21 protein-coding genes are annotated in these 22,590 nt (G+C 63.4%); 10 read left to right on the forward strand and 11 right to left on the reverse strand.

From position 1 onward, the window contains the following. Window positions 1–281: 281 nt before the first annotated feature. Window positions 282–1,919 (reverse strand): AMP-binding protein, encoded by a 1,638-nt coding sequence (locus BFP96_RS05600; RefSeq protein WP_065935792.1) that lies wholly within the window; start codon window positions 1,917–1,919, stop codon window positions 282–284. 150 nt (window positions 1,920–2,069) lie between these two features. Between BFP96_RS05600 and BFP96_RS05605 the strand changes: the two genes are divergently transcribed. The 4 genes from BFP96_RS05605 to BFP96_RS05620 are packed head-to-tail and all read left to right on the forward strand — an operon-like array spanning window position 2,070 to window position 7,596. Beyond that, entirely contained in the window at window positions 2,070–3,233 is a 1,164-nt protein-coding gene (locus tag BFP96_RS05605) for an isovaleryl-CoA dehydrogenase (protein ID WP_065894891.1), read from the forward strand. 11 nt (window positions 3,234–3,244) lie between these two features. Then, the gene (locus BFP96_RS05610) at window positions 3,245–4,852 is read left to right on the forward strand and encodes a carboxyl transferase domain-containing protein (protein ID WP_065935793.1); all 1,608 of its coding nucleotides are present in this window, start codon (window positions 3,245–3,247) and stop codon (window positions 4,850–4,852) included. A 15-nt stretch (window positions 4,853–4,867) separates the two neighbouring features. Then, the gene (locus BFP96_RS05615) at window positions 4,868–5,674 is read left to right on the forward strand and encodes a gamma-carboxygeranoyl-CoA hydratase (protein ID WP_065894889.1); all 807 of its coding nucleotides are present in this window, start codon (window positions 4,868–4,870) and stop codon (window positions 5,672–5,674) included. Continuing rightward, window positions 5,671–7,596 (forward strand): acetyl/propionyl/methylcrotonyl-CoA carboxylase subunit alpha, encoded by a 1,926-nt coding sequence (locus BFP96_RS05620; RefSeq protein WP_065935794.1) that lies wholly within the window; start codon window positions 5,671–5,673, stop codon window positions 7,594–7,596. Before BFP96_RS05615 ends, BFP96_RS05620 begins: the two co-directional genes overlap by 4 nt. Here the strand turns inward: BFP96_RS05620 and BFP96_RS05625 are convergent. After that, a complete protein-coding gene (locus BFP96_RS05625) occupies window positions 7,593–8,228 on the reverse strand; it encodes a LexA family protein (RefSeq protein WP_065894986.1) in 636 nt (211 codons plus the stop codon). The two genes, BFP96_RS05620 and BFP96_RS05625, sit on opposite strands and share 4 nt — an antisense overlap. A gap of 129 nt (window positions 8,229–8,357) precedes the next feature. Here BFP96_RS05625 and BFP96_RS05630 point away from each other — a divergent pair, with 129 nt between their 5' ends. Next, window positions 8,358–8,708, forward strand: coding sequence for a DUF6124 family protein (locus BFP96_RS05630; protein WP_065935795.1), 351 nt, complete (start codon window positions 8,358–8,360; stop codon window positions 8,706–8,708). A gap of 464 nt (window positions 8,709–9,172) precedes the next feature. Next, a complete protein-coding gene (locus tag BFP96_RS05635; RefSeq protein ID WP_065935796.1) occupies window positions 9,173–10,324 on the forward strand; it encodes a M14 family metallopeptidase in 1,152 nt (383 codons plus the stop codon). A 17-nt stretch (window positions 10,325–10,341) separates the two neighbouring features. Here BFP96_RS05635 and BFP96_RS05640 read toward each other — a convergent pair whose 3' ends face one another. Together BFP96_RS05640 and BFP96_RS05645 are read right to left on the reverse strand one after the other, a co-directional pair. Then, window positions 10,342–10,881 (reverse strand): cytochrome b, encoded by a 540-nt coding sequence (locus tag BFP96_RS05640; RefSeq protein ID WP_065935797.1) that lies wholly within the window; start codon window positions 10,879–10,881, stop codon window positions 10,342–10,344. Next, entirely contained in the window at window positions 10,878–11,960 is a 1,083-nt protein-coding gene (locus tag BFP96_RS05645; RefSeq protein ID WP_065935798.1) for a catalase family peroxidase, read from the reverse strand. The genes BFP96_RS05640 and BFP96_RS05645 overlap by 4 nt, the downstream gene beginning before the upstream one ends. 201 nt (window positions 11,961–12,161) lie before the next feature. On the opposite strand from BFP96_RS05645, the gene BFP96_RS05650 reads away from it, so the two are divergent. Both BFP96_RS05650 and BFP96_RS05655 read left to right on the forward strand, forming a co-directional pair. Then, entirely contained in the window at window positions 12,162–12,668 is a 507-nt protein-coding gene (locus BFP96_RS05650; RefSeq protein WP_065894883.1) for an RNA polymerase sigma factor, read from the forward strand. Beyond that, on the forward strand, window positions 12,665–13,402 hold the full coding sequence (locus BFP96_RS05655) for an anti-sigma factor family protein (RefSeq protein WP_065935799.1): 738 nt from the start codon (window positions 12,665–12,667) through the stop codon (window positions 13,400–13,402). The genes BFP96_RS05650 and BFP96_RS05655 overlap by 4 nt, the downstream gene beginning before the upstream one ends. On the opposite strand, the gene BFP96_RS05660 is transcribed toward BFP96_RS05655, so the two are convergent. The 7 genes from BFP96_RS05660 to BFP96_RS05690 form a co-directional block, all read right to left on the reverse strand. Then, window positions 13,399–14,388, reverse strand: a complete 990-nt coding sequence (locus tag BFP96_RS05660; protein WP_065935800.1) for a Csu type fimbrial protein — start codon at window positions 14,386–14,388, stop codon at window positions 13,399–13,401. The genes BFP96_RS05655 and BFP96_RS05660 overlap by 4 nt on opposite strands. Before the next feature lie 23 nt (window positions 14,389–14,411). Next, window positions 14,412–16,760 (reverse strand): fimbria/pilus outer membrane usher protein, encoded by a 2,349-nt coding sequence (locus tag BFP96_RS05665; RefSeq protein WP_065935802.1) that lies wholly within the window; start codon window positions 16,758–16,760, stop codon window positions 14,412–14,414. Between the two features lie 72 nt (window positions 16,761–16,832). Beyond that, window positions 16,833–17,621 carry a fimbrial biogenesis chaperone gene (locus BFP96_RS05670; RefSeq protein WP_065896768.1) on the reverse strand — a complete coding sequence of 263 codons (789 nt, stop codon included), beginning with the start codon at window positions 17,619–17,621 and terminating at the stop codon, window positions 16,833–16,835. A 25-nt stretch (window positions 17,622–17,646) separates the two neighbouring features. Beyond that, window positions 17,647–18,135 (reverse strand): Csu type fimbrial protein, encoded by a 489-nt coding sequence (locus BFP96_RS05675; RefSeq protein ID WP_065894879.1) that lies wholly within the window; start codon window positions 18,133–18,135, stop codon window positions 17,647–17,649. A gap of 2 nt (window positions 18,136–18,137) precedes the next feature. Continuing rightward, window positions 18,138–18,680 carry a Csu type fimbrial protein gene (locus tag BFP96_RS05680; RefSeq protein ID WP_065894984.1) on the reverse strand — a complete coding sequence of 181 codons (543 nt, stop codon included), beginning with the start codon at window positions 18,678–18,680 and terminating at the stop codon, window positions 18,138–18,140. An 18-nt stretch (window positions 18,681–18,698) separates the two neighbouring features. Continuing rightward, on the reverse strand, window positions 18,699–19,235 hold the full coding sequence (locus tag BFP96_RS05685) for a Csu type fimbrial protein (RefSeq protein ID WP_065896770.1): 537 nt from the start codon (window positions 19,233–19,235) through the stop codon (window positions 18,699–18,701). After that, window positions 19,229–19,720, reverse strand: a complete 492-nt coding sequence (locus BFP96_RS05690; RefSeq protein WP_083203230.1) for a Csu type fimbrial protein — start codon at window positions 19,718–19,720, stop codon at window positions 19,229–19,231. Before BFP96_RS05690 ends, BFP96_RS05685 begins: the two co-directional genes overlap by 7 nt. A 221-nt stretch (window positions 19,721–19,941) precedes the next feature. Between BFP96_RS05690 and zapE the strand changes: the two genes are divergently transcribed. Beyond that, window positions 19,942–21,036, forward strand: a complete 1,095-nt coding sequence (gene zapE / locus BFP96_RS05695; RefSeq protein ID WP_065935801.1) for a cell division protein ZapE — start codon at window positions 19,942–19,944, stop codon at window positions 21,034–21,036. Window positions 21,037–21,076: 40 nt separating this feature from the next. Further along, on the forward strand, window positions 21,077–22,366 hold the full coding sequence (locus BFP96_RS05700; protein WP_065935803.1) for a protein kinase: 1,290 nt from the start codon (window positions 21,077–21,079) through the stop codon (window positions 22,364–22,366). Window positions 22,367–22,590 lie beyond the last annotated feature (224 nt).

Consider the following 22,590-nt stretch of genomic DNA (forward strand, 5'->3'; position numbering starts at 1 on the left):
GAGAAGATGTGCTTTGCAGGGTACGGCGTGCCGAAACCCGCAACCGGTTAGAGAAAAATAAAACTACCTCAGGTAGCTACCCACTGGTTGGATCGTTTACGAAAAAGCAGATCAGCGCTCAAAAAAATACGTTTGCTCTTGACCCCGGATGGGGGTCGCCACAACAGCGGTACGGGTCACGGCTACCAAAAACAACAACAGGCCGCCCCTCAATAATAAAAAAAGAGCACGCAACGACAAATTAAAGGGGACCTTCGGGTCCCCTTTGTGCTTTCTGTGTGTTATTGCGAGAGTGTTTGCAACTCTTCGATTGAGATCTCGCGCATGCGGAACTTCTGGATCTTGCCCGTCACCGTCATCGGAAACGCGTCCACGAACTTGAAATGCCTGGGCATCTTGAAGTGGGCGATGCGGCCCTTGCACCAAGTCTGCAGTTCCAGCTCGCTCGCCACCTGCCCCGGGTGGAACTTGATCCAGGCGACGATTTCCTCACCGTAGCGTTCATCGGGGATACCGATGATCTGCACATCGGCCACGGCCGGATGGGTGAAGAAAAACTCCTCAAGCTCCCGTGGATATACGTTCTCGCCACCGCGAATGATCATGTCCTTGTTGCGCCCGACGATGCTCACATAACCGTGCTCGTCCATGGTCGCCAAGTCGCCGGTGTGCATCCATCCCTCCTCATCGACGGCATCGCGGGTGCCTTCTGGGTTGTTCCAATAGCCGAGCATCACGCTATAGCCGCGCGTGCATAGCTCGCCGATTTCACCGCGTGGCACGGTGTTGCCATCAGCGTCGATGATCCTGTTTTCCAGCTGTGGCTGGGTGCGACCTACGGTGGTCACGCGGCGCTCCAGATCGTCGTCGGCTCCGGTCTGCAACGACACCGGGCTGGTTTCGGTCATGCCATAGGCAATCTGCACTTCGCGCATGTGCAGCTCGCCAATGACCCGGCGCATCACCTCGATCGGGCAGGTTGAGCCGGCCATGATCCCGGTACGCAGGCTGGACAAGTCGAACTCGGCGCGGCGTGGGTGATCGAGCAGCGCGATAAACATGGTCGGTACGCCGTACAGGCCGCTGGCGCGCTCTTCGGCGACGGCGGTCAGCGTCAGCAGGGGGTCGAAGCCGTCGTTGGGATAGATCATGGTGGTGCCGTGGGTGATGCAACCGAGGTTACCCATCACCATGCCAAAACAGTGGTACAGCGGCACGGGAATGACTAAACGGTCCTGCGCGGCAAGCCCGAGGCTTTCGCCGACCATGTAGCCGTTATTGAGGATATTGTGGTGACTGAGGCTAGCGCCCTTGGGGAAGCCGGTGGTGCCGGAGGTGTATTGGATGTTCACGGGTTGGTCGAAGTGCAGGCTGGCCTGGCGACTGTGCAAGTGCCCGGGCGGGACATCGGCACCGAGCGCTGACAGTTGCGACCAGGGCATGAATGCGGGCGGCGGATTGGGGTCCAGGCTGATGAGGCCACGCAGGTCGGGCTTCAGCGCCTGGAGCATGGCGTGGTAATCGGAGGTCTTGAACGCACCGGCACACACCAGCCACTGGCAGCCGGATTGCTTGAGCACGTAGTCCAATTCACTACTGCGGTACGCCGGATTGATATTGACCAGGACCACCCCGAGTTTCGCGCTCGCCACCTGGCAGACCAGCCATTCGGCGCAATTGGGTGCCCAGATGCCCAGGCGGTCGCCGGTTTGCATGCCCAGGGCGAGGAACGCCCGCGCGTGCAGATCAACCGTCTCGGCCAGCTCTCGCCAGGTGTAGCGTCGTTGTTGGTGACGGACCACCAAGGCTTCGCCATCAGGATACTGCGCAGCGGTAAGATCGAACGCCTCGCCAATGGTCATGGCCAGCAAGGCTTTGTCCTGGGAGCCACGGCTGTAGCTCGGATTCGGTTGATCCATAACGACCCCGGTTGTCTTTTTTGTAGGTTGACGTAAACGTAAACTACGATTGACAGCGCCGCAACGCAAGCTTACGTTAACGTAAAGGTCAGCGCCCTCCCCCGCGCGTTGCCTACACAACAACAAAAGCTCACATTAAGGTGCCTGTCCATGAGTTACCCGTCCCTGAACTTCGCCCTCGGCGAAACCATCGACATGCTGCGCGACCAGGTGCAGTCCTTCGTGGCCAAGGAAATCGCGCCCCGCGCAGCCCAGATCGATATCGACAACCTGTTTCCCGCTGACCTGTGGCGCAAGTTCGGCGACATGGGCCTGCTGGGCATCACCGTGCCCGAGGAATACGGCGGCGCGGGCCTGGGTTACCTGGCGCATGTGGTGAGCATGGAAGAAATCAGCCGTGGCTCGGCCTCGGTGGCGTTGTCCTACGGCGCCCACTCCAACCTGTGCGTCAACCAGATCAACCGCAATGGCACCCACGCCCAGAAACTCAAGTACCTGCCCAAGTTGATCAGCGGCGAGCACATCGGCGCCCTGGCCATGAGCGAGCCGAATGCCGGTTCCGACGTGGTGTCGATGAAACTGCGCGCCGACAAGCGCGGTGACGCCTACGTGCTCAACGGCAGCAAGACCTGGATCACCAACGGCCCCGACGCCCACACCTACGTGATCTACGCCAAGACCGATGTGGAAAAGGGCGCCCATGGCATCACCGCATTCATCGTCGAGCGTGACTGGACAGGCTTCAGCCGCAGCAGCAAGTTCGACAAGCTGGGCATGCGCGGCTCCAACACCTGCGAGCTGTTTTTCGATGACGTGCACGTCCCCGAGGAAAACATCCTCGGCGTGCTCAACGGCGGCGTCAAAGTGCTGATGAGCGGCCTCGATTACGAACGCGTGGTGCTCTCCGGCGGCCCCACCGGAATCATGCAGGCCTGCATGGACCTGATCGTGCCCTACATCCACGACCGCAAGCAGTTCGGCCAGAGCATCGGCGAGTTCCAGCTGATCCAGGGCAAGGTCGCCGATATGTACACCCAGCTCAACGCCAGCCGCGCCTACCTTTACGCGGTGGCCCAGGCCTGCGAGCGCGGCGAGACCACGCGCAAGGACGCCGCGGGCGTGATCCTGTACAGCGCCGAACGCGCCACGCAAATGGCCCTGGATGCGATCCAGATCCTGGGCGGCAACGGCTACATCAATGAATTCCCCGCCGGGCGCCTGTTGCGTGATGCCAAGCTGTACGAAATCGGCGCCGGTACCAGTGAGATTCGAAGGATGTTGATCGGTCGCGAACTGTTCAACGAAACCCGCTGAAGGAGCTGCTCATGGCTACCCTGCATACCCAGCTCAACCCGCGCTCGGCGGAGTTCGTCGCCAACAGTGCGGCGATGCGCCAACAGGTCGACGCGCTGCACGCCCTGCTCGCCCAGGTACAACAGGGCGGCGGCGCCAAGGCCCAGGAGCGGCATACCTCGCGCGGCAAACTGTTGCCGCGTGAGCGCATCAATCGCTTGCTCGACCCAGGCTCGCCGTTCCTCGAATTGAGCCAGTTGGCCGCCCATCAGGTGTACGGCGAAGACGTGCCGGCCGCCGGCGTGATTGCCGGTATCGGCCGTGTGGAAGGCGTCGAGTGCATGATCGTCGCCAACGATGCAACCGTGAAAGGTGGCTCCTACTACCCGTTGACGGTCAAGAAACACTTGCGCGCCCAGACCATCGCCGAGCAGAACCGCCTGCCGTGCATTTACCTGGTGGACTCCGGCGGTGCCAACCTGCCGCGCCAGGACGAAGTCTTCCCGGACCGCGAGCACTTCGGGCGGATCTTCTTCAACCAGGCGAATATGAGCGCTCAGGGCATCCCGCAGATCGCCGTGGTGATGGGCTCCTGCACCGCCGGTGGCGCCTATGTGCCGGCCATGGCCGACGAAGCGATCATGGTGCGCCAGCAGGCGACTATCTTCCTCGCCGGCCCGCCGCTGGTGAAGGCCGCCACCGGCGAAGTGGTGAGCGCCGAAGACCTCGGCGGCGCCGATGTGCACTGCCGGATTTCCGGCGTGGCCGACCACTACGCCGACAACGATGAACACGCCCTGGCCCTGGCCCGCCGCAGCGTGGCCAACCTCAATTGGCGCAAGCTGGGCGAGTTGCGCCAACGCACGCCCGTCGCGCCGTTGTACGGCGGCGAAGAGCTGTACGGCGTGATCCCGGCCGATGCCAAGCAGCCGTTCGACGTGCGCGAAGTGATCGCGCGGCTGGTGGACGGTTCGGTGTTCGATGAGTTCAAGGCGCTGTTCGGCACCACCCTGGTGTGCGGCTTTGCGCACCTGCACGGTTACCCGGTGGCGATCCTGGCCAACAACGGAATCCTGTTCGCCGAAGCCGCGCAAAAAGGCGCGCACTTTATCGAACTGGTCTGCCAGCGCGGGATTCCGCTGCTGTTTCTGCAAAACATCACCGGCTTCATGGTCGGCCAGAAATACGAAGCCGGCGGCATCGCCAAGCATGGCGCCAAGCTGGTGACAGCAGTGGCCTGCGCCAAGGTGCCGAAGTTCACCGTGATCATCGGCGGCAGTTTCGGTGCCGGCAACTACGGCATGTGCGGTCGTGCCTATGACCCGCGCTTTTTGTGGATGTGGCCCAACGCACGCATCGGCGTGATGGGCGCCGAACAGGCCGCTGGCGTGCTGGTGCAGGTCAAGCGCGAGCAGGCCGAGCGCGCCGGCAACCCGTTCAGTGCCGAGGAAGAATCGGCGATCAAGCAGCCGATCCTCGACCAGTACGAAACCCAGGGCCATCCGTACTACTCCAGCGCACGCCTGTGGGATGACGGCGTCATCGACCCGTTGCAGACCCGCGACGTGCTGGCCCTGGCGCTGTCCGCCGCCCTCAATGCGCCTATCGAGCCGAGCCGCTTCGGCGTGTTCCGCATGTAATCGGAGCTGTATTCCATGAGCGATTTCAACACCCTCGAACTGATCACCGACAGCCGTGGCTTTGCCACGCTGTGGCTCAGTCGTGAAGCCAAGAACAACGCGTTCAACGCCCAGATGATCCGCGAACTGATCATCGCCCTCGACCACGTACAGGGCGACCCGTCCCTGCGCTTTCTGGTGTTGCGCGGGCGCGGCAAGCACTTCAGCGCCGGCGCCGACCTGGCCTGGATGCAGCAGTCGGCCGAGCTGGATTACCACACCAACCTGGACGACGCCCGGGAACTGGCCGAGTTGATGTACAACCTGGCCAAGCTGAAAATCCCCACCCTGGCGGTGGTACAAGGCGCCGCTTACGGCGGCGCGCTGGGCTTGATCAGTTGCTGCGACATGGCGATTGGCGCCGATGACGCGCAGTTCTGTCTGTCGGAAGTGCGTATCGGCCTGGCACCGGCGGTGATCAGCCCATTCGTGGTGCAGGCCATCGGTGAACGCGCAGCCCGTCGCTATGCGTTGACGGCCGAGCGGTTCGACGGCCAGCGTGCGCGAGAGATCGGCCTGTTGGCGGAAAGCTACCCGCTCGAGACGTTGGAGCAACGGGTGGATGAGTGGATCGCCAACCTGCTGCACAACAGCCCGGCGGCGATGCGTTCGAGCAAAGACTTATTGCGTGAGGTGGGCAGCGGTGCCCTTACCCCGGCACTGCGGCGTTACTGTGAAAACGCTATCGCGCGTATTCGGGTCAGTGCCGAGGGCCAGGAAGGCTTGCGCGCCTTTCTGCAAAAACGCGCACCCAGCTGGCAATCCAAGGAGCCGCACCCATGAGCCCACTGACAAGCGTGCTGGTGGCCAACCGTGGCGAAATCGCCTGCCGAATCATGCGCACCGCCAAGGCGATGGGCCTGACCACCGTGGCCGTGCACAGTGCAATCGACCGTGATGCGCGGCACAGCCGCGAAGCCGATATTCGTGTCGACCTGGGCGGCAGCAAGGCCACCGACAGTTACCTGCAGATCGATAAACTGATCGCCGCCGCCCACGCCAGCGGCGCCCAGGCGATTCATCCGGGCTACGGGTTTCTATCGGAAAACGCCGGGTTCGCTCGGGCCGTCGAGGCAGCGGGCTTGATCTTCCTCGGCCCGCCCGCCTCGGCCATTGACGCCATGGGCAGCAAGTCGGCGGCCAAGGCGCTGATGGAAACCGCCGGTGTGCCGCTGGTGCCGGGCTATCACGGCGAGGCCCAGGACCTGGAGACCTTCCGCGCGGCCTGCGCGCGTATCGGTTACCCGGTGCTGCTCAAGGCCACGGCCGGCGGCGGCGGCAAGGGCATGAAAGTGGTCGAGGACGTCAGCCAGCTGGCAGAAGCCCTGGCCTCCGCCCAGCGTGAGGCGCTGTCGTCATTTGGCAACGGGCAAATGCTGGTGGAGAAATACCTGCTCAAACCGCGCCATGTGGAAATCCAGGTATTTGCCGATCAACACGGCAACTGCCTGTACCTCAATGAGCGCGATTGCTCGATCCAGCGGCGTCATCAAAAGGTCGTGGAAGAAGCCCCCGCGCCGGGACTCGGTGCCGTGCAGCGCAAGGCCATGGGCGAAGCGGCGGTACGCGCGGCGCAGGCAATTGGTTACGTGGGCGCGGGGACCGTGGAGTTCCTGCTGGATGCGCGCGGCGAGTTTTTCTTCATGGAGATGAACACCCGCCTGCAGGTCGAGCATCCGGTCACCGAGGCGATTACCGGCCTCGACCTGGTGGCCTGGCAGATCCGCGTGGCCCAGGGCGAGGTGCTGCCGATCAGCCAGGCAGAGGTACCGCTGAAGGGGCATGCGATTGAGGTCAGGCTGTATGCCGAAGACCCGGCCACCGATTTCCTGCCCGCCACCGGACGGCTGGCGCTGTACCGCGAGTCCAGGCCCGGCCCGGGGCGCCGCGTGGACAGCGGCGTCGAGCAAGGGGACAGTGTTTCGCCGTTTTACGACCCGATGCTCGGCAAGTTGATTGCCTGGGGCGAGGACCGTGAACAGGCGCGGCTGCGGTTGCTGAGTATGCTCGACGAATTTGCGGTGGGCGGGCTCAAGACCAACCTGGGCTTCCTGCGGCGCATCATTGGCCATCCGGCCTTTGCCGCGGCCGAGCTGGATACCGGGTTTATTCCGCGCTATCAGGCTGAGCTGCTGCCGGTGGCCGGGGCGTTGAGCGATGAGTTCTGGCAGGCGGCAGGTTCGGCCTTTATGCAAACCTTGCCGGCCGGTGACGGGCCGTGGGCCGCGACCCACGGCTTTCGCGCGGGGCTGCCGGCGCAGGTTTCACTGCATTTGAGCTGTAATGGCCAGGATCGACTGGTCACGCTGGCCGGGCCATCGTCGCCACTCATGGACGAGCAGTTGGTCATCGAACACCAGGGTATCCGTCGTGCCCATCTGGCCGTGCGCAATGAAGGCACGGTGTACCTGCACTGGGATGGCGAGATGCAGGCGGTCAGCCTGTTCGACCCGATTGCGGCGGCCGAGGCCGGTCACACCGCTCAAGGTGGCCTTAGCGCCCCCATGAACGGCAGCATCGTGCGCGTGCTGGTGGACATCGGCCAACGCGTCGAAGCCGGTGCGCAGCTGGTGGTACTTGAAGCGATGAAGATGGAACACAGCATCCGCGCGCCCGAGGCGGGCGTGGTCAAGGCCTTGTTTTGCCAGGAGGGCGAGATGGTCGCCGAAGGCAGTGCGCTGGTGGAACTGGAGCCGGCGCACTAGAACTTCGCCATGGCTTGCACGACCACGCCCAGGATGCGGCAATCATCGGTGAACAGCAGTTTGGGGTAAGTGGGATTGAGCGGCACCAGGTAAAGCTGGCCGCTGTCCGCCTGCAACTGGCGAAAGGTCGCCTGGGGGTTGTCCAGCCATTGCGCAACCACCAGTTTGCCGGGCTGCGCTTCGATGGCCGGATCGACCAGGATCAGCATGCCTGCGCTGATGCTCAGGCCGGTGGGCGCAGTCATGGCGTCGCCGATCACCGGCAGCCAGAAGGCGTCGCCGTGGGCATGGTAATCGGTCAATTCAAAGCGTTCCGGCCCATAGCTTGCGCGTGCTTCGCGCAGTTCGCACACACCGCCCCAGTCGTTGACCGGGTAGCGAAAATACGGGTTGTAGTGGTGCTCCAGGGCCGCCTGTGTATCTGCCCGCTCACGAATCTCCAGCGCCACCTCTAGGTAGCCCAGCCCCAACTCCGCCAGCACCCGGTTCATGTCCGCCAGGCTCGGCACGCGGCGCTTGTTGAGCCAATGACCCACGCCGCCCTGGGACATGCCCAGGCGCTCCGCCAGTTCATCCTGCGTGACCTTGCGGTCTTTCATGTTGGCTCGCACCAACGCTATCCAGTTATCCATGGCACTGACAATACGTTGCGTATTTGCCAGGGCAATAAACAGTTTGTAGTAATCCATGAAACGACATAAATACGATACGTACTATCATCGGTACAAGGTTTTCGACACCCACCTAGAGTACCTCCCCTCATGACGACGAGCCCGTATCACCTGCCTGAAATACCTGAAAACACCGAGCTGCACGACATGCGCTGCAGCGGCGCCGCACAGCGCGCGCTGGACTACTATTTGAAAGAAGAGATGTCTGCGCCGGACTCGGACCCGAGCTTTTTCACCCTCAAGCCGGGCATCAGCCAGGAGGAAGCGCTGGTGCACCCCTCCGACCTGCTGCGCAGCGCGGCGGCAACCGCCTACGAGTCGGCGAGCAGCCATCAGGGCAATCAACGTGACCTGGCATTTTCGGTGGTGTATTTGATTGATATGGCGAAGGCGATGGTGGAGCGGTCGTTGCGAGCGCCGAACGCTCAGGCAAACGGATGACGGGCGCAGGCGAAAAATATTTCTATCGAACGGATAAAAACATTTGACTTGCAAATGATAATGATTATTATTGGACCCAGCTGATCGCGAGATCAGTCGATAGACCAAGAGCCCTTAGGTCGGACTCTTGGAATATCTCCTCATCAGGCTAATCACGGTTTTTGACCCGGCTCTTTGGCCGGGTCTTTTTTTTGCCAGTTGTTCTGGCATGGCTTCAGGCTAATGAAGACTGTGTGTTGCTTGATGGCGCGGATGGTAGCAAAAGACCACTGCGTAAAGAAAGCCGCAGCCAGGCTTCAGCCCATTTCTTCACGATTTAGCGCTTGAGAATCAATCTCATAGACCCTAAGCTGCCGCAGCGTCACGGATGACGCCCCCCTCCCCGTGCAACAATTTTGCTGCCAGTCATTGCCTGCCGCCTGTGTAAGATAGCCGCCACAACCTCATATTCAGGCAACCAGACTATGACCGTGGCCTTGACGTCCATCAAAATCAGCACCGACTTCGACAGCGGCAATATCCAGGTCCTGGATGCCAGCGATGCCTACCAGTTGCTGCTGGCAATCAAACCCGACACCCGTAGCCAACACTACCAATGGTTCCACTTCAAGGCCGAAGGCATGCATGTGGGGCACACCCACACGTTTCGCCTGAGCAACGCGGGCCGGTCATCCTACAAGCATGCATGGACCGGCTATAACGCCGTGGCGTCCTACGACCACGTCAATTGGTTCCGCGTGCCATCGCGCTTTGATGGCGAAATCCTGCATATCAGCCTCCAGACCCGGGAAAAACACGCGTGGTTCGCCTACTTCGAACCCTACAGCCGTGAACGCCACGACTGGTTGATCGAACAGGCGCTGAAGTACGCCGGCGTCAAGCTGCTGGCCACCGGTAAAAGTGTCGAGGGCCGTGATATCCAACTGCTGCGCCGTGGCAAAGGCGGCGAAGGCCGCCGCAAGGTCTGGATCATCGCCCAGCAGCACCCCGGCGAACACATGGCCGAATGGTTTATGGAGGGCGTGATCGAACGCCTGCAACAGAGCGGTGACACCGAGTTGAAAAAGCTCCTGGCCGTCGCCGACCTGTACCTGGTGCCCAACATGAACCCCGACGGCGCATTTCATGGCCACCTGCGTACCAACGCCATGGGCCAGGACTTAAACCGCGCCTGGCAGAGCGCCAGCCAGGAACTCAGCCCGGAAGTCCTGTTCGTGCAACAGCAGATGGAAAAATATGGCGTCGACCTGTTCCTCGATATCCACGGCGACGAAGAAATCCCCTACGTGTTCACTGCCGGCTGTGAAGGCAACCCCGGCTACAATCCGCGTATCGAAGCCCTGGAAAAACACTTCCGTAGTCACCTGAGCCAACTGACCCGTGACTTTCAGACCACCTACGGCTACACCCGCGATCTGCCGGGCGAAGCCAATATGACCCTGGCGTGCAATGCGGTCGGTGAACAGTACGACTGCCTGTCACTGACCCTGGAGATGCCGTTCAAGGACAACGACGACGCGCCCAACGCGAAAACCGGTTGGTCCGGTGATCGCTCCAGGCAACTGGGCAAGGATGTCCTGAGCAGCGTGGCCGATATCATCGGCCACGTGCGTTGACTATCGGTCAAAGCTGATCAGTGGCGGGTGCCGGTCATGCTTTGCAGCACGCCGTCGCGGCGAATCAACCCGTGGAACAGCGCGGCCGCCAGATGCACCAGCACCGTCAGGAACAGCAGGTAGGCAAGATAACCGTGGGCCTTGCGCAACAGCGCAAACAACGGTGCATTCGCCGAGACCAATGCCGGCAGTTGCACGGAACTGCTGAGCATCACCGGGTCACCGGCGGCCGAAATCATTGCCCAGCCCAACAACGGCAACACCAGCATCAAGCCATACAACACCCAGTGAGACGCTTTGGCCGCGAGCACTTGCCAGCGCGGCAAGTCAGCCGGCAGCGGCGGTTGGCGCGTGGAAAAACGCACCACCAGGCGCACGATGACCAGCGCCAGAATGGCGATGCCCAGCGGCTTGTGCAGGTGAATCAGCCACTCGTGACGCTCGGACACCGACGCCGCCAGGCCCGCGCCGATAAACAGCATGGCGATGACCATCAACGCCATCAGCCAGTGCAGCAAACGCGCCAGCGGGGCGAAAAAGCGTGGTTGAACCTTCATGGCTTCGACTCCTGGGAGGCACTGTGCAACGGGCTGACTTCACCGGCGCGGCGCAGGTAGGAACTGGCATAGGCCGCCGAGCGGGCCGCCAGCAGCGGGTCATTGGACGCCTCGATACCGCTGGGCAGAATCAGCGGGTCGAAGTTGATATCGCGGCAATCGCCGTCGGCTTGTGGCTGGCTGCTCTGCAGCACCAGGGTGCCGGCGGTGACTACCTTGTGCGCGCCGGTCCAGGTCTTGCTGGCGTCATCGAGCGGGTCGCCGGGATTGGCCAGCGTCATGTTCAACTGCCACTGCAGCGGCCCCGCAGCCAGGCGCTGCATCAGGTCTTTTTCCAGGAAGTCGCCACCCTCAGGCGCGGTATCGCCCGCTGCATCCTGGCTCTGTGGCACCACGGTCCAGCGCACGGCCTGGCGTTTGCCGTCGGCGCTCACCAGGTAAAACGCGTTGATGCCGTTATAGGTTTCGGTCGCGTAACTGGCCGATGGCCTGGCGGTTTTGACCCAGGCCAGAAACGGTGCTGTCTCCGGGTGGGCGGCAAAAAACGCCGGCATGCTCGCCGGGTTCGGCTTGCCGGTGGCCGGGTCCGGCGCGCCGGCCTTGAGCAATTGGTAGAACGCCTCGGGCGTGCCCACCGGGAACACCGGCATGCTGTTCATCCCGGTGCGCCACTGCTGGCCGTTGGCCTGGCTGAACTGCACGGCAAAACTGCGGATCGGCACACTGCTGTCCGGCGCATAAGGGTTGCCGCTGGGCAAGGCGAAACGCCCGATCACCGGGGTTTTCGCCTCGTTGAACACCTGGGCGCTGGAGTAGGTGCGCACCTCGGGATTGCTCTCGAAGTACCCGGCCACGCACACGCCCTTGGCATGGTTACGCCGAAACCCTGGGTGCACGCCGTTATTGGTTTCCAGGGCATTGACCAGGGTTTTTGGCCGCAGGCGCTGTGGGTCGAGGGTGCCGTTGACGTAGGCAAATGCCCCGGCAACAACGGCAACCACGGCACCGATACCCGCGAGTCGCGCGATCAGGCTCGCAGTGCTTAACGGAGGACGAGGCGGTGGTGAGTGATCTACCATGAATGAACTCCAGGGCCAGAGGCCTTAGGGGGTGAAACATAAGGTCGGAGCATTGAGACGCACGCCGATACACTCTATTCCCTGGCCGCATTTTATTTTTCGGCCCATGGAATAACCTTCGGCGCCGAACGTCTCTCCAGTCACAGCCAGTCACAGCCAGTCACAGCCAGTCACAGCAGCGTAGCAACCAGCCGGACACCCATGCACGAACTCGACGAACAGTTACGCGAACTCATCCCCAGGCTGCGGCGCTTTGCCGTGTCCCTGACCCGTAACGCCAGCAGCGCCGACGACCTGGTGCAGTCAACCCTGGAACGGGCCATCACCGCCTGGGCCGACAAGCGCATCGAAGGCGACCTGCGCGCGTGGCTGTTTTCGATCCTGTACCGACAATTCCTCGATGCCCATCGACGCAACCGACGCTACGCGCGCATGCTCGAATTCTTCACCGGTCGCGACGATGCGCAGCCCTCGGTGGAGCGTACGGTGATGGCCCAATCCACCCTGCAAGCCTTCGACCAACTCACTGCCGAGCAGCGCGCCCTGCTGCTGTGGGTGTCGGTCGAAGGCTTGAGCTACAAGGAAGTCGCCGAAATACTCGACGTGCCCATCGGTACGGTGATGTCGCGTCTCTCACGCGCCCGCCAGGCCTTGCGTCAACTCAGCGATGGCGAAATTGCCAGCCCTTCCCTGCGGATACTCAAATGATCAGCCTGCCTCCCAGCGAACGTGACTTACACGCCTACGTCGATCACCAGTTGCCGGACAGTGATCGCCGTGTCCTTGAAACCTGGCTGGCGAGCCACCCCGAGGTGGCCGCCCAGGTGCATGCCTGGCAACAGGACGCGCAATTGCTGCGTGCGTCCTTGAGCGGTGCCCTGCAACAACCGGGCAACCCGGCATTGGACCCGGCGCTGATTCGCCAGCGCATCAAGCATCAATCCCGCCGCCATCTCGCCACTGCGGCGCTGCTGCTGATCGCCGTCAGCCTCGGCGGACTGGGCGGCTGGCACGCCCGCGAGGCCACCCAGCCAGGGCTGTTGCCGATGGCCGATGCGATGCAGGCATACCGTCTGTTTGCCCAGGACGGCATCATGCCCGCCGACTACAACGCTCAGGACCGCAGCACCATGCAGGCCTGGCTCGATCGCTACTTCAACCAGGCCCATCGCTTGCCCGACTTGAGCCAGGCGGGGTTCAAGCCGGTCAGCGGGCGCCTGCTCACCACCGACCAAGGCGCAGCGGCCATGGTGCTGTACGAGGACCCGCAGGGTCGGCGCATCAGTTTCTATATCCGCCCACCGGGCCCGAACAACGGTTTCCTGCCGCGCGGCAGCCGCAGCGCCGACGGCTTGCAGGCCGACTACTGGTCGGGCGGCGGGTACAACTACGCGATGGTCAGTCCCGTGGATCAGGCCAGCCCCGGGCAAATGAAGTTCTAGAAGCCCACGTCCAGCACCACGTTGTCCACATAGATACCGGCCGGTGGCGTGGGCTGGTCGGTGTAGATCCTGGCGTTGTAGTTGTACACCTGGCTGCCCGTGCCCAAGCCATTGCCGGGGTTGACCTCGGCCGTGGAGCTGGCGCGCCGTGCCGCGCCAACACTGCCCCAACGTGTGGTGCCGGCACTTTTGAAAAGGTCGTAGGCCAGGTAGTTGCCGCCGGAAACCATGCGCCGCCGGCCACCGACGCTGACCGCGTTCTGGCCGTCGCTCAAGCCCACGGTGTAGGCGCTGCCCTTGGTGCAGGCAATGTTGATGGTCTGCCCGGTCACGGCGGCGAACCCGCTGACCACCGGCGCGCTGCCAAAGCTGACATTGGGCGCGGTGATCTGGCAGTCATTGGTCACGTTCATGCTGACGGTCAGCGCCGCCGTGCCGCTGCCGATGTCACGCCCCAGGCAGACGCCGCCAAGGCCGACTCCCGAGCAGTAGTTCCAGTTCCAGGCGATGTTCAGCGTCTCGGTATACACGCCGGCGGCGACATTGCTGCCGGTGATGCTGCCCAGGTACAGCGGTACGGTTTTCGCACCCGGGCCTGCGAGCAGGCCGATGATCTGGGCGATACCGCCGGCGCCGCCAAAATCGAACTGCGCCCCCCGGGTGATCGGATAACTGGTGCTGTTGGTGCCATAAATCGTGTAGCCGATCACATCCCCGGTCGGCCCGCGCATGCCGCCCTGAGTCGACGTGATCGTGGCGTAGAAATGGTCGGTCGACACCAGCAGCGAGATCAGCGCCGAGGTGCAGCTCAGCCCGGCATTGGTGGTGGAGCTGGTTTGCGCAGCGGTGCGTACAGTCATCGAACTGATCGAGCCGAAACTGGCCGGTACTGTGGGCGCCACCGAACACACGGCCAACGCCTTGCCCGAACACAACAGCCCCAAGCCAAACAGCCCTACCCCACACAGCCATCCCTTGCCCTTCACCTGGACACTCCCTGTTCAATCCTTCATTGGCAGACCAACGGCCCGATCAGCGGCACGTCCTGTTGCTGCTCATTGATATCGAAACTCGCCTGGCAGCTGCGACCCTCGCCGAGGGTGACGTGCAGCGTGTTGTGGGCGCTGAGGTTTTCCAGATACACCAACCCGTCCCAGCCCACGACTGCCTGGGTGTTGCTCTGTTCATGCACCACCAGGCTGCCCAGCGGCAACTCCTGGTGCTGACCGTCGACCAGGGTGATGCTCGCGGCGAGCACCCGGCGCAACGGAAACTCCAGCAGGTAGCCGCTGCCACGACGCACCGACACGCGCTGCTCGACATTCGGGGTCTGCACGTTCGGTGGCAGGTTCAGCGGGTCGATTTCATATTTGGCGCGGTAATAGGCACTGCTCCAGGGCACCAGCAAGTGGCCCTTGTGGTCGGTCTCGCCGACCAACTGGTTTTCATAGCGCACCGGAATGCCGGCGAACCCTTGGGTGCTTACCACCACGAAGGCGTCGTTGATCCGGTTGGCGGCGAAGGTGTTACCGCCCATCCACACCAGCGAGCCGCTGGCATCCGCCCAGCGTGTCTGCGCATCGCTGCTGCCGTACACACCGGCCTGCAACTGCACCGATTGCAGGCGCCAGGTCAGGTCGGCCTGGCGATAAGTCGGGGCATCACCCTGGGCGTAGCCGAGGTTGTAGCCCACCCCGCCTTCGCTGGGCACCGCACGGCTGTAGTTGATGCGTTGCCGGCTGGCGCCGTCCTTGCCGCGCTCGGTGCTCAAGGCCAGGCTGCCGTTGAGGTCGAACGGAATCACCAGTTGCGCCTGCATCGCCCAGTTGCTGTCACCGATTTCGCGGTTGGCCGACAGGTACACGCTGGAGTTGCGCCACAGCGGTTTGCTCCAGCTCAGGTTGAGCAGGCGCGTGCGCGAGTCGTCCGCCGCCTGCACGTCGAAATAGCCCAGGCCGAGGCTGCCGAACCGCTCGAGGTTGAGGCTCAGGGTGACTTGCTCGCTGCGCTTGCTGAGGCGAGCGTAGGGCGTGTCGACCAGGGTCAGGTCGGCATACGCGTCGCGCCGTTCGACACGTTGGTACATCAGGCTGTAGCGCGCGCTGTTGTACTGATAGCCCAGGCTCAGTTGCCGGCCGCTGCGGCTGTCGAACCGACTCTGGCTGACGGCGGTATTGAGCACGCCGAAATTGCCCAGGCGCAGGTTGCCGCCGAGCCCGCCGAGGGCCAGGTCGCTGGACGCTTCGGCGTGGCTTTCCAGGGTCAGGTTGTCGGAATAGCCGTAGCGGAACGTACCGCTGGCCACGCCCGGCCCGTAGCCGAAATCGCGCAGGGTGTAGTCACGGCGCAAGGTACCGGCGGCCACGGAAAAATCCGTCAGGCCGTGTTGCAGCAAGGTGCTGGTGACATAGAAGGGAACGGTGGTCGACACCTGGCGACCGAGGGCGTCGGTGGTGACCACCACGGCCTCACCGGCACCATTGATGAACGGGATGTTGGTCAGGGTGTACGGCCCGGGTTGCAGCTGGGCGCTTTCGGTCTTGTAGCCGTTGATGAACAGGTCGACCGACGAGGGCACCGCCGCCTCGCCGGCAAATTGCGGCAAGGGGTACGTCACCAGGTCCGGACGCACGGCAAAGTCCCGCGACAGTTGCACCCCGCCCAGGCGCACCGAGCTGCTCCAGGGCAACGCAGCGCTGATCACGTCGCCGGCCTCGTAGGTGAGCAGCCGCTCATCATCGGAGAAGCGCCAAGTGGTGTCGTAGCGCCGATAACCATTGTTGAGCGTGCTGTTGCTGATGCCATTGGACAGGGTCTGGCGCAGTTGCCCGGTGTTGGACAAGGTGCCCCAGTTATCGAACAGGCGCACCTCGTTCCAGGCCGCAAGGTAACTGCCGCCCTCGTCGGTGTCGTTGAAATACACGTCATAGTTGAGCAAGGCGCCGAAGCTGCTCATGGCCTGGGTGCGCGGGTAGGTGTTGCGGTTGCCGATGAACTGCTCCTGCAACCAGGACGGTGGCACATCCAGCAGCAGGCGCTGGCCATTGCTGTCGTAATCACTGTGCAGGCCAGGCACGGTGTCCAGGGCCACGCTGCCATCAGGATCTCCCGGCAGCTTCATGCCCACGTCCTGCAAGGCGCTGGCGGGCACGAAGAGCTGCCCGGCGCGTTGCTCGACCGCGATGACCCGGCCGGTGTCCATCTGGTTGACCACCAATTGCAGAAACAGCTGTGCATCGGCGACCGCCTCCATGCTGCTTGGCGGCGGCGGCAGATCGCCCGCTACCGCAGCGCCCCACAACCCGCTTACCACTGCCATCGATGGCCATATACCACGAGCCCAACCACGACTCACCATGGCGTTGCGTCCTTCAATGGACATCTCCATCCTGTTAAAACCCGGGCTCGCACCCGTCCCGCGACACACCGTTTATCGTGTCGGCGCGAGGCTCTCCACTTGCGTCGCGCCGTTGATCCTGACCTGCAGCGGCTGGTCGCCCGGCACATCGCCCGGCATCGGCCAGCGCATGGTCGCCCCCGGCAATACGTAGCCAAGCAGCCCTTCCACCAGCGGCCGGGTCTTGCCGCCCTGTTTGAACGAGGCGTCGGTCAACCGCGCATGCACGGCGCCCTGGTTACGCACCTCGATATAGCTGCGCCCGGCCACGTTGACCTTCTTCCAGCTCAACTGCGGCTGCCCGGCGCCCGTGGGGTCGCGCTGGCGGGTGGCGTCGTCCTTGCTCCACAGGCCGGCGCCGTAGGCAAACAACGGCACCGAATAGCGCATCTGGAAACGAATCGCCGCCGCCGTATTCTTGCCCTCCGGTGGCGCGGGCACCTGCAGCGCCGAGGGAATTTCATCGATGATGATGCGATAGGCCAACTCCCGGCCTGGCGGCACTTCACGGGTGCGGGTCAGGCGCACCAGTTGCTTCTGCCCGGGTTCGATCCTGGCCACCGGCGGGCTGCCGACCACATCGCGCTGGTTCTGGTACTGCTCGTCGAAGCCGTTCTGGCTCCAGGCAAACACGCGCACCTGCAGGTTGGCCGTCTCGCTGCCACGGTTCTCCAGCCACAGCGCGCTGGCCTGTTGGTCGGCCTCCAGCACCGGGTCGATGGGCCAGATCAGCACCGAGCTGGCCGCCTGCACAAGCCCGCTCGTGCACAGGGCACCCAGGACAACACCCGCGGCCCACAGCCGCCGGGAAGGTGAACGCATAAAACCACTCCTTATTCCCATAGCCCTACCACGACAGCTGCACCTGCAACGTGTCGCTGTACGTCCCCCCAGGCTGATTGCCCGGCAGTACCACCCGCCCGTAGATCGGCAGGCTGATGGTGTTTGCATCGCTGTAGCTCACGCTGATGCTCTGGCCGATCCCCAGGCTCTGGCTGAACGCCGCATCGCGAAACAGTTGGTAAGCCACCTGCGCGCTGCCGCTGTTGTGCAGCAAATTGCGCCCGGTGCCGCTGTGCAACCCGCCGTCGACGCTCATGCTCAGCGCCACGCCCGGCGTACATTGCAGGGTCACGCCGCCGGTAAGGGCCGCCGTCACCGTGCTGGTGGCCAGGGCCGAATAGCTGCCATAGGTCAGCGTGCCGTAGTTGCTCGCGCTGCCCACGATCAGGCAACCCGGCGTGATGGTCGCGCTGACCTGGAAGCTCTGGCTGGTCACCGCCGACAACGGCAGTGGCAACGCCAGCCCACAGGCCAACCACACCCTGAGCCACATCGTCAGAACGTCAGCTCCACGGCCACGGTGTCGGTGTAGACGCCCGCCGGCAGGCCCGGCTTGCCCACCGCGCGGCCATACAAGCCTACGGTTTGCGCGACACCGGTACTGGCGGCGAGGGTAATCACGCCATCGATCGCCAGCAGCGAGGAGAAACCGCTGTCGGTGTAGAAGTCATAGGGCACGAAATTACCCGCGCCATCGGCCAATGCGCGAGTACCACCCGGCGATGCGCCGTCATGGGCACCGGCGCGCACTTTGACGGCCGGTGTGGTGCCGGCCGAACACAGGATCGACAACGCACCGCCGGTGCCGGTGCCGCCCAGCAACTGGGCGTTGGCGCTGGTGAACAGGCTGTTGGTGGTACCGAAGTTGAGGCTACCGAAGTTCAACCCGGTCGCCGCACCGGAGCCGTTGACCTGGCAGCTGGCAATCAAGGTCAGGCTGGAGCTGATCTGCCCGGTCACGGTGGTCGCCGCGTTGAGGCTCGAGGCCATCGCCAGGCCCAGGGCGCAGACGCCCAATCGAGATACGAGTACATGCATGATATCCATCCTCATGGTTTACCAATCCAGAGTCACCGTCAGGGTGTCTGTGTAGATGCCGGCCGGTAGGGCCCTGGTATTCGCCACCACGGAGCCGAAGACCGGGATCGGTACCTGGGCGTCGTGGGTCATGGCGAAGTTTCGTTGCTCACCGATGCTGTAGGCGCTGCGACCCAGAGGGTCTGCCCACAGCTGATAGGGAATGGACTGGCGACCGTTGCTCAGGCGCCGCGTGATGCCGTCGCCATTGGTGCCACCGTCGATGGTCACGGTGAAACTGTTGGCCACCGAGGGGCTGCAGGACACCGACAAGGGGGTTTTGTCGCCGGCGGAAACGGCCGCGCCCAGAGTATCGTTCCACGTCGGGCCCTGGCTGCCGAAATCCAGCATCGCGGTACCGCCTTCGGGCGTCACGGGCGCCGTGTCCACGCTCTTGTTGACCTCGCAACTGGCGGTGATTACCAGCTGCGCCTGAATCTGCCCGCTGGCAGCGGCCGCGTGCGCGTCTTCGGCCAGCAACAGCAGAGCCGTTACGGCCAGGTAGCGGATTACCATGTGACCGTAACCTTGAGCAGGTCGGAATAACGGCCGACGGCGGGGATGTCCTTGAGCGGTTCGATACGGCCGAACAGCGGCAGGTCGACGGAGCCGCTGTCCGGCACGCGACCGCTGACCGGCACATCCACCGGCAACGGGATCAACCGCGCGGCGTCGGCATAAATGCGATAGGGGATGGGCTTGCTCGCCGGCGCGCCATTGGCCAGATAGCGCACTTCGCCGACGCCGCCATGCAGGCCGCCGTCAACGCGCACTTGATAGGGTGTATCGGGATTGCATTCCAGGCGTGGCTGGCGCTGGCTGATCAGCGCCGCACTCAAGGGCCCGGCCGGGTCATCCAGACGCGGGCCGCTGCCGAAATCCAACACGCCAAGCTGCTCGATGCCCGCAGTGCGCGTGGTGCCCACCAACTGGCAACCACGCTGCACATCGATGCGCACCACCACTTGGACCTGCGCCGCAAACACCGTGTTGCAGAGCATCATGCCCATGACTGCCAATACTGTGCGTTCCTTCACTGCCCCAAATCCTTATACAGGGGTGGCTCCTGCGTATAAGGGTAGCCACTTGGGGAAAATCTGCCAGTCTGGTCAGAAATACCCCCGCGTTCGGCTGTTCCGGGAGGGCTGGCTGCCGCCTGGTATTGGTCAAATCGTGGCGAGCGTCCTAAAGTGAGCGACCACCGAAACAAGAGTGACGCGCCTTGACCGTGCTTTCCCTGATCCGTCGCCTGCTGGGCACCACCCCCCAACAGGCGGGCGCATCGCCCATCCGTGCATTTTTCCGGCACAAGGCTGAGCAGCAGGGCTATACCCTCAGCGCCGGACAGACCCGCGCCATTGCCGCGCTGGCCCGCGAAACCGAACACCTGCTCAGCGGCCGGCCCGCCCGCAGCCTGTACCTGCACGGCCCGGTTGGACGCGGCAAAAGCTGGCTGCTCGATGGTTTTTTCCAGGCGCTGCCGATTGCCGAGAAGCAGCGCGTGCACTTTCACGACTTTTTCGCTGAGCTGCACCGGGGCATGTTCCAACACCGCGCGCAGGGCGACGCGCTGGCCGTGGCCCTGGACGAACGGCTGGCGGACTGTCGCGTCCTGTGTTTCGACGAATTCCATGTGCACGATATCGGCGATGCGATGCTCATCAGCCGTTTGTTCAAGGCCTTGTTCCAGCGCGGTGTGCTGGTGCTGGTGACGTCCAACTATGCGCCCGAGGGCCTGCTGCCCAACCCGTTGTATCACCAGCGCTTCAAGCCGGTGATCGACCTGATCGCGGCGCGCATGGACGTGCTGGAAGTCAGTGCCCCCGAGGACTTCCGCCGCCTGCCCCACGCCCATGCCGAGCAGCGCTTCAGCACGGGCAGGTACCTCTGGCCAGGCAGCGTGGCGCAACGTGAGGCGCTCGGGCTGCCTGGCGCCGATTGCCCGGCGTTGCCCCTGACCGTTGGCAACCGGCAATTGCAGTGCCGCCGCCGTGAAGCGCGCAGCATCGCCTTCACCTTCAGCGACCTGTGCGAACAGCTCACCGCCGTGATGGATTATCTGCTGCTGTGCCAGGACTTCGACCACTGGATCATCGACGGTCTGCCCCACCTCGCCGACTGCCCGATTGCCGTGCAGCAACGGTTTATCAATCTGGTGGACGTGCTTTACGACCGCGACAAACAGCTGACCCTGATCGGCGCGCAGCCACTGGAGCAGGCCCTGGGCGGCAAAGCCATCGACCTTGCACGTACCGCCAGCCGCCTGGGGCAATTACGCCAGTGCGGCACGCAAGTCGCGCGCGACCCGGTATCATGAGCGCCTTTTCACCCCCCCTTGCCGAGTGACCGCGCCGTTGATCAATACCCTCGCCCAACTCAAGGCCGGCCAATTGGCCGGCACTACCCGCCTGGACCTGGCCTGCGGTTTGACCGAATTCCCCCGGGAAATCTTCGAACTGGCCGACTCGCTGGAAATCCTCAACCTCACGGGCAACGCCTTGAGCAGCCTGCCGGACGACCTGCACCGCCTGCGGCACCTGCGCGTGCTGTTCTGCTCGGACAACGCCTTCACCGAACTGCCCGAATGCCTGGGCCGCTGCGCCCAGTTGAGCATGATCGGCTTCAAGGCCAACCGCATCGAGCGGGTGTCGGCAGCCGCTCTGCCGCCGCAATTGCGCTGGCTGATCCTCACCGACAACTGCATCAGCCAATTGCCCGACGAACTCGGCCAACGCCCGCTGCTGCAAAAGCTGATGCTGGCCGGCAACCAACTGACGCAGCTGCCGCCCAGCCTGGCCCAGTGCGAAAACCTTGAATTGATCCGCATCGCGTCCAACCGCCTGACCCACCTGCCGCAGTGGCTGCTGACCCTGCCGAGCCTGACGTGGCTGGCGTACGCCGGCAATCCGGTGGAAATGGCCGTTGAGGTGACGGCCGACGGGACACCGGACATTCCCTGGACCGAACTGCAACTGGGCGAAGTGCTCGGCGAAGGGGCGTCGGGGATTATTCGCAAGGCGCTGTGGAAACCCCGGGCGTTGCCGGTCGCGGTCAAACTGTACAAAGGCAGCATCACCAGCGACGGTTCACCGCTGCATGAAATGCAAGCGTGCATCGCCGCCGGGCTGCATCCCAACCTGATCAAGGTCGAAGGCCGCGTCAGCGATCACCCCGATGACCAGGCTGCCTTGGTGATGGACCTGATCGAGCCGAGTTACCGCAACCTCGCGGCATTGCCGAGCCTGGCATCGTGCACGCGGGACATCTACGCACCCGACACCCGTTTCAGCCTGGACGTGGCACTGCGCATGGCGCGCGGTATCGCCTCGGTCGCCGCGCACCTGCACCGGCACGGCATTACCCACGGCGACCTGTATGGCCACAATATTTTGTGGAATGCAGCGGGTGATTGTTTGCTTGGGGACTTTGGCGCGGCGTCCTTCCATGCCAAGGCGGACACCCCGGAAACCAAGGCACTGCAGCGCATTGAAGTACGCGCGTTCGGCGTGCTGCTGGGGGAGTTGCTGGAGCGGGTCGAAGGGGTGGTCGCAAAGGAGCTGGTTGAACTGCAAATGAGCTGCTGTCAGCCGCACGTGCTGGCGCGACCGAGTTTCGACGAGATCGAAGTCGTGCTGAGCGCGCTCTGACACCACTGGAACAAATGTGGGAGGGGGCTTGCCCCCGATGGCGGTGGGTCAGCGACAACAGAGCTGGCTGACACACCGCATCGGGGGCAAGCCCCCTCCCACATTTTGACCGGGATCGACACACGATACTGGTCGGCTCTAAGGCCGCCGCGCTTTTGCTTTTGATCTTAGGCGCCCCGTTAAACCACGCTGGCCGAACGCAGGCTTGAATCCGTGGGCAACCC

The sequence above is a fragment of the Pseudomonas sp. 34 E 7 genome (genome assembly GCF_900005715.1).
Taxonomy (GTDB): domain Bacteria; phylum Pseudomonadota; class Gammaproteobacteria; order Pseudomonadales; family Pseudomonadaceae; genus Aquipseudomonas; species Aquipseudomonas orientalis_A.

Excerpts from the sequence above, each read along its gene's own strand:
- BFP96_RS05605 (WP_065894891.1), top strand. The coding sequence starts at position 2,070 with ATGAGTTACCCGTCCCTGAACTTCGCCCTCGGCGAAACCATCGACATG.
- BFP96_RS05625 (WP_065894986.1), bottom strand. The coding sequence starts at position 8,228 with ATGGATAACTGGATAGCGTTGGTGCGAGCCAACATGAAAGACCGCAAG.
- BFP96_RS05685 (WP_065896770.1), bottom strand. The coding sequence starts at position 19,235 with ATGGTAATCCGCTACCTGGCCGTAACGGCTCTGCTGTTGCTGGCCGAA.
- BFP96_RS05645 (WP_065935798.1), bottom strand. The coding sequence starts at position 11,960 with ATGGTAGATCACTCACCACCGCCTCGTCCTCCGTTAAGCACTGCGAGC.
- BFP96_RS05640 (WP_065935797.1), bottom strand. The coding sequence starts at position 10,881 with ATGAAGGTTCAACCACGCTTTTTCGCCCCGCTGGCGCGTTTGCTGCAC.
- BFP96_RS05680 (WP_065894984.1), bottom strand. The coding sequence starts at position 18,680 with ATGCATGTACTCGTATCTCGATTGGGCGTCTGCGCCCTGGGCCTGGCG.
- BFP96_RS05630 (WP_065935795.1), top strand. The coding sequence starts at position 8,358 with ATGACGACGAGCCCGTATCACCTGCCTGAAATACCTGAAAACACCGAG.
- BFP96_RS05600 (WP_065935792.1), bottom strand. The coding sequence starts at position 1,919 with ATGGATCAACCGAATCCGAGCTACAGCCGTGGCTCCCAGGACAAAGCC.
- BFP96_RS05635 (WP_065935796.1), top strand. The coding sequence starts at position 9,173 with ATGACCGTGGCCTTGACGTCCATCAAAATCAGCACCGACTTCGACAGC.
- BFP96_RS05670 (WP_065896768.1), bottom strand. The coding sequence starts at position 17,621 with ATGCGTTCACCTTCCCGGCGGCTGTGGGCCGCGGGTGTTGTCCTGGGT.
- BFP96_RS05610 (WP_065935793.1), top strand. The coding sequence starts at position 3,245 with ATGGCTACCCTGCATACCCAGCTCAACCCGCGCTCGGCGGAGTTCGTC.
- BFP96_RS05650 (WP_065894883.1), top strand. The coding sequence starts at position 12,162 with ATGCACGAACTCGACGAACAGTTACGCGAACTCATCCCCAGGCTGCGG.
- BFP96_RS05690 (WP_083203230.1), bottom strand. The coding sequence starts at position 19,720 with ATGCTCTGCAACACGGTGTTTGCGGCGCAGGTCCAAGTGGTGGTGCGC.
- BFP96_RS05655 (WP_065935799.1), top strand. The coding sequence starts at position 12,665 with ATGATCAGCCTGCCTCCCAGCGAACGTGACTTACACGCCTACGTCGAT.
- BFP96_RS05615 (WP_065894889.1), top strand. The coding sequence starts at position 4,868 with ATGAGCGATTTCAACACCCTCGAACTGATCACCGACAGCCGTGGCTTT.
- BFP96_RS05675 (WP_065894879.1), bottom strand. The coding sequence starts at position 18,135 with ATGTGGCTCAGGGTGTGGTTGGCCTGTGGGCTGGCGTTGCCACTGCCG.
- BFP96_RS05620 (WP_065935794.1), top strand. The coding sequence starts at position 5,671 with ATGAGCCCACTGACAAGCGTGCTGGTGGCCAACCGTGGCGAAATCGCC.
- BFP96_RS05665 (WP_065935802.1), bottom strand. The coding sequence starts at position 16,760 with ATGGTGAGTCGTGGTTGGGCTCGTGGTATATGGCCATCGATGGCAGTG.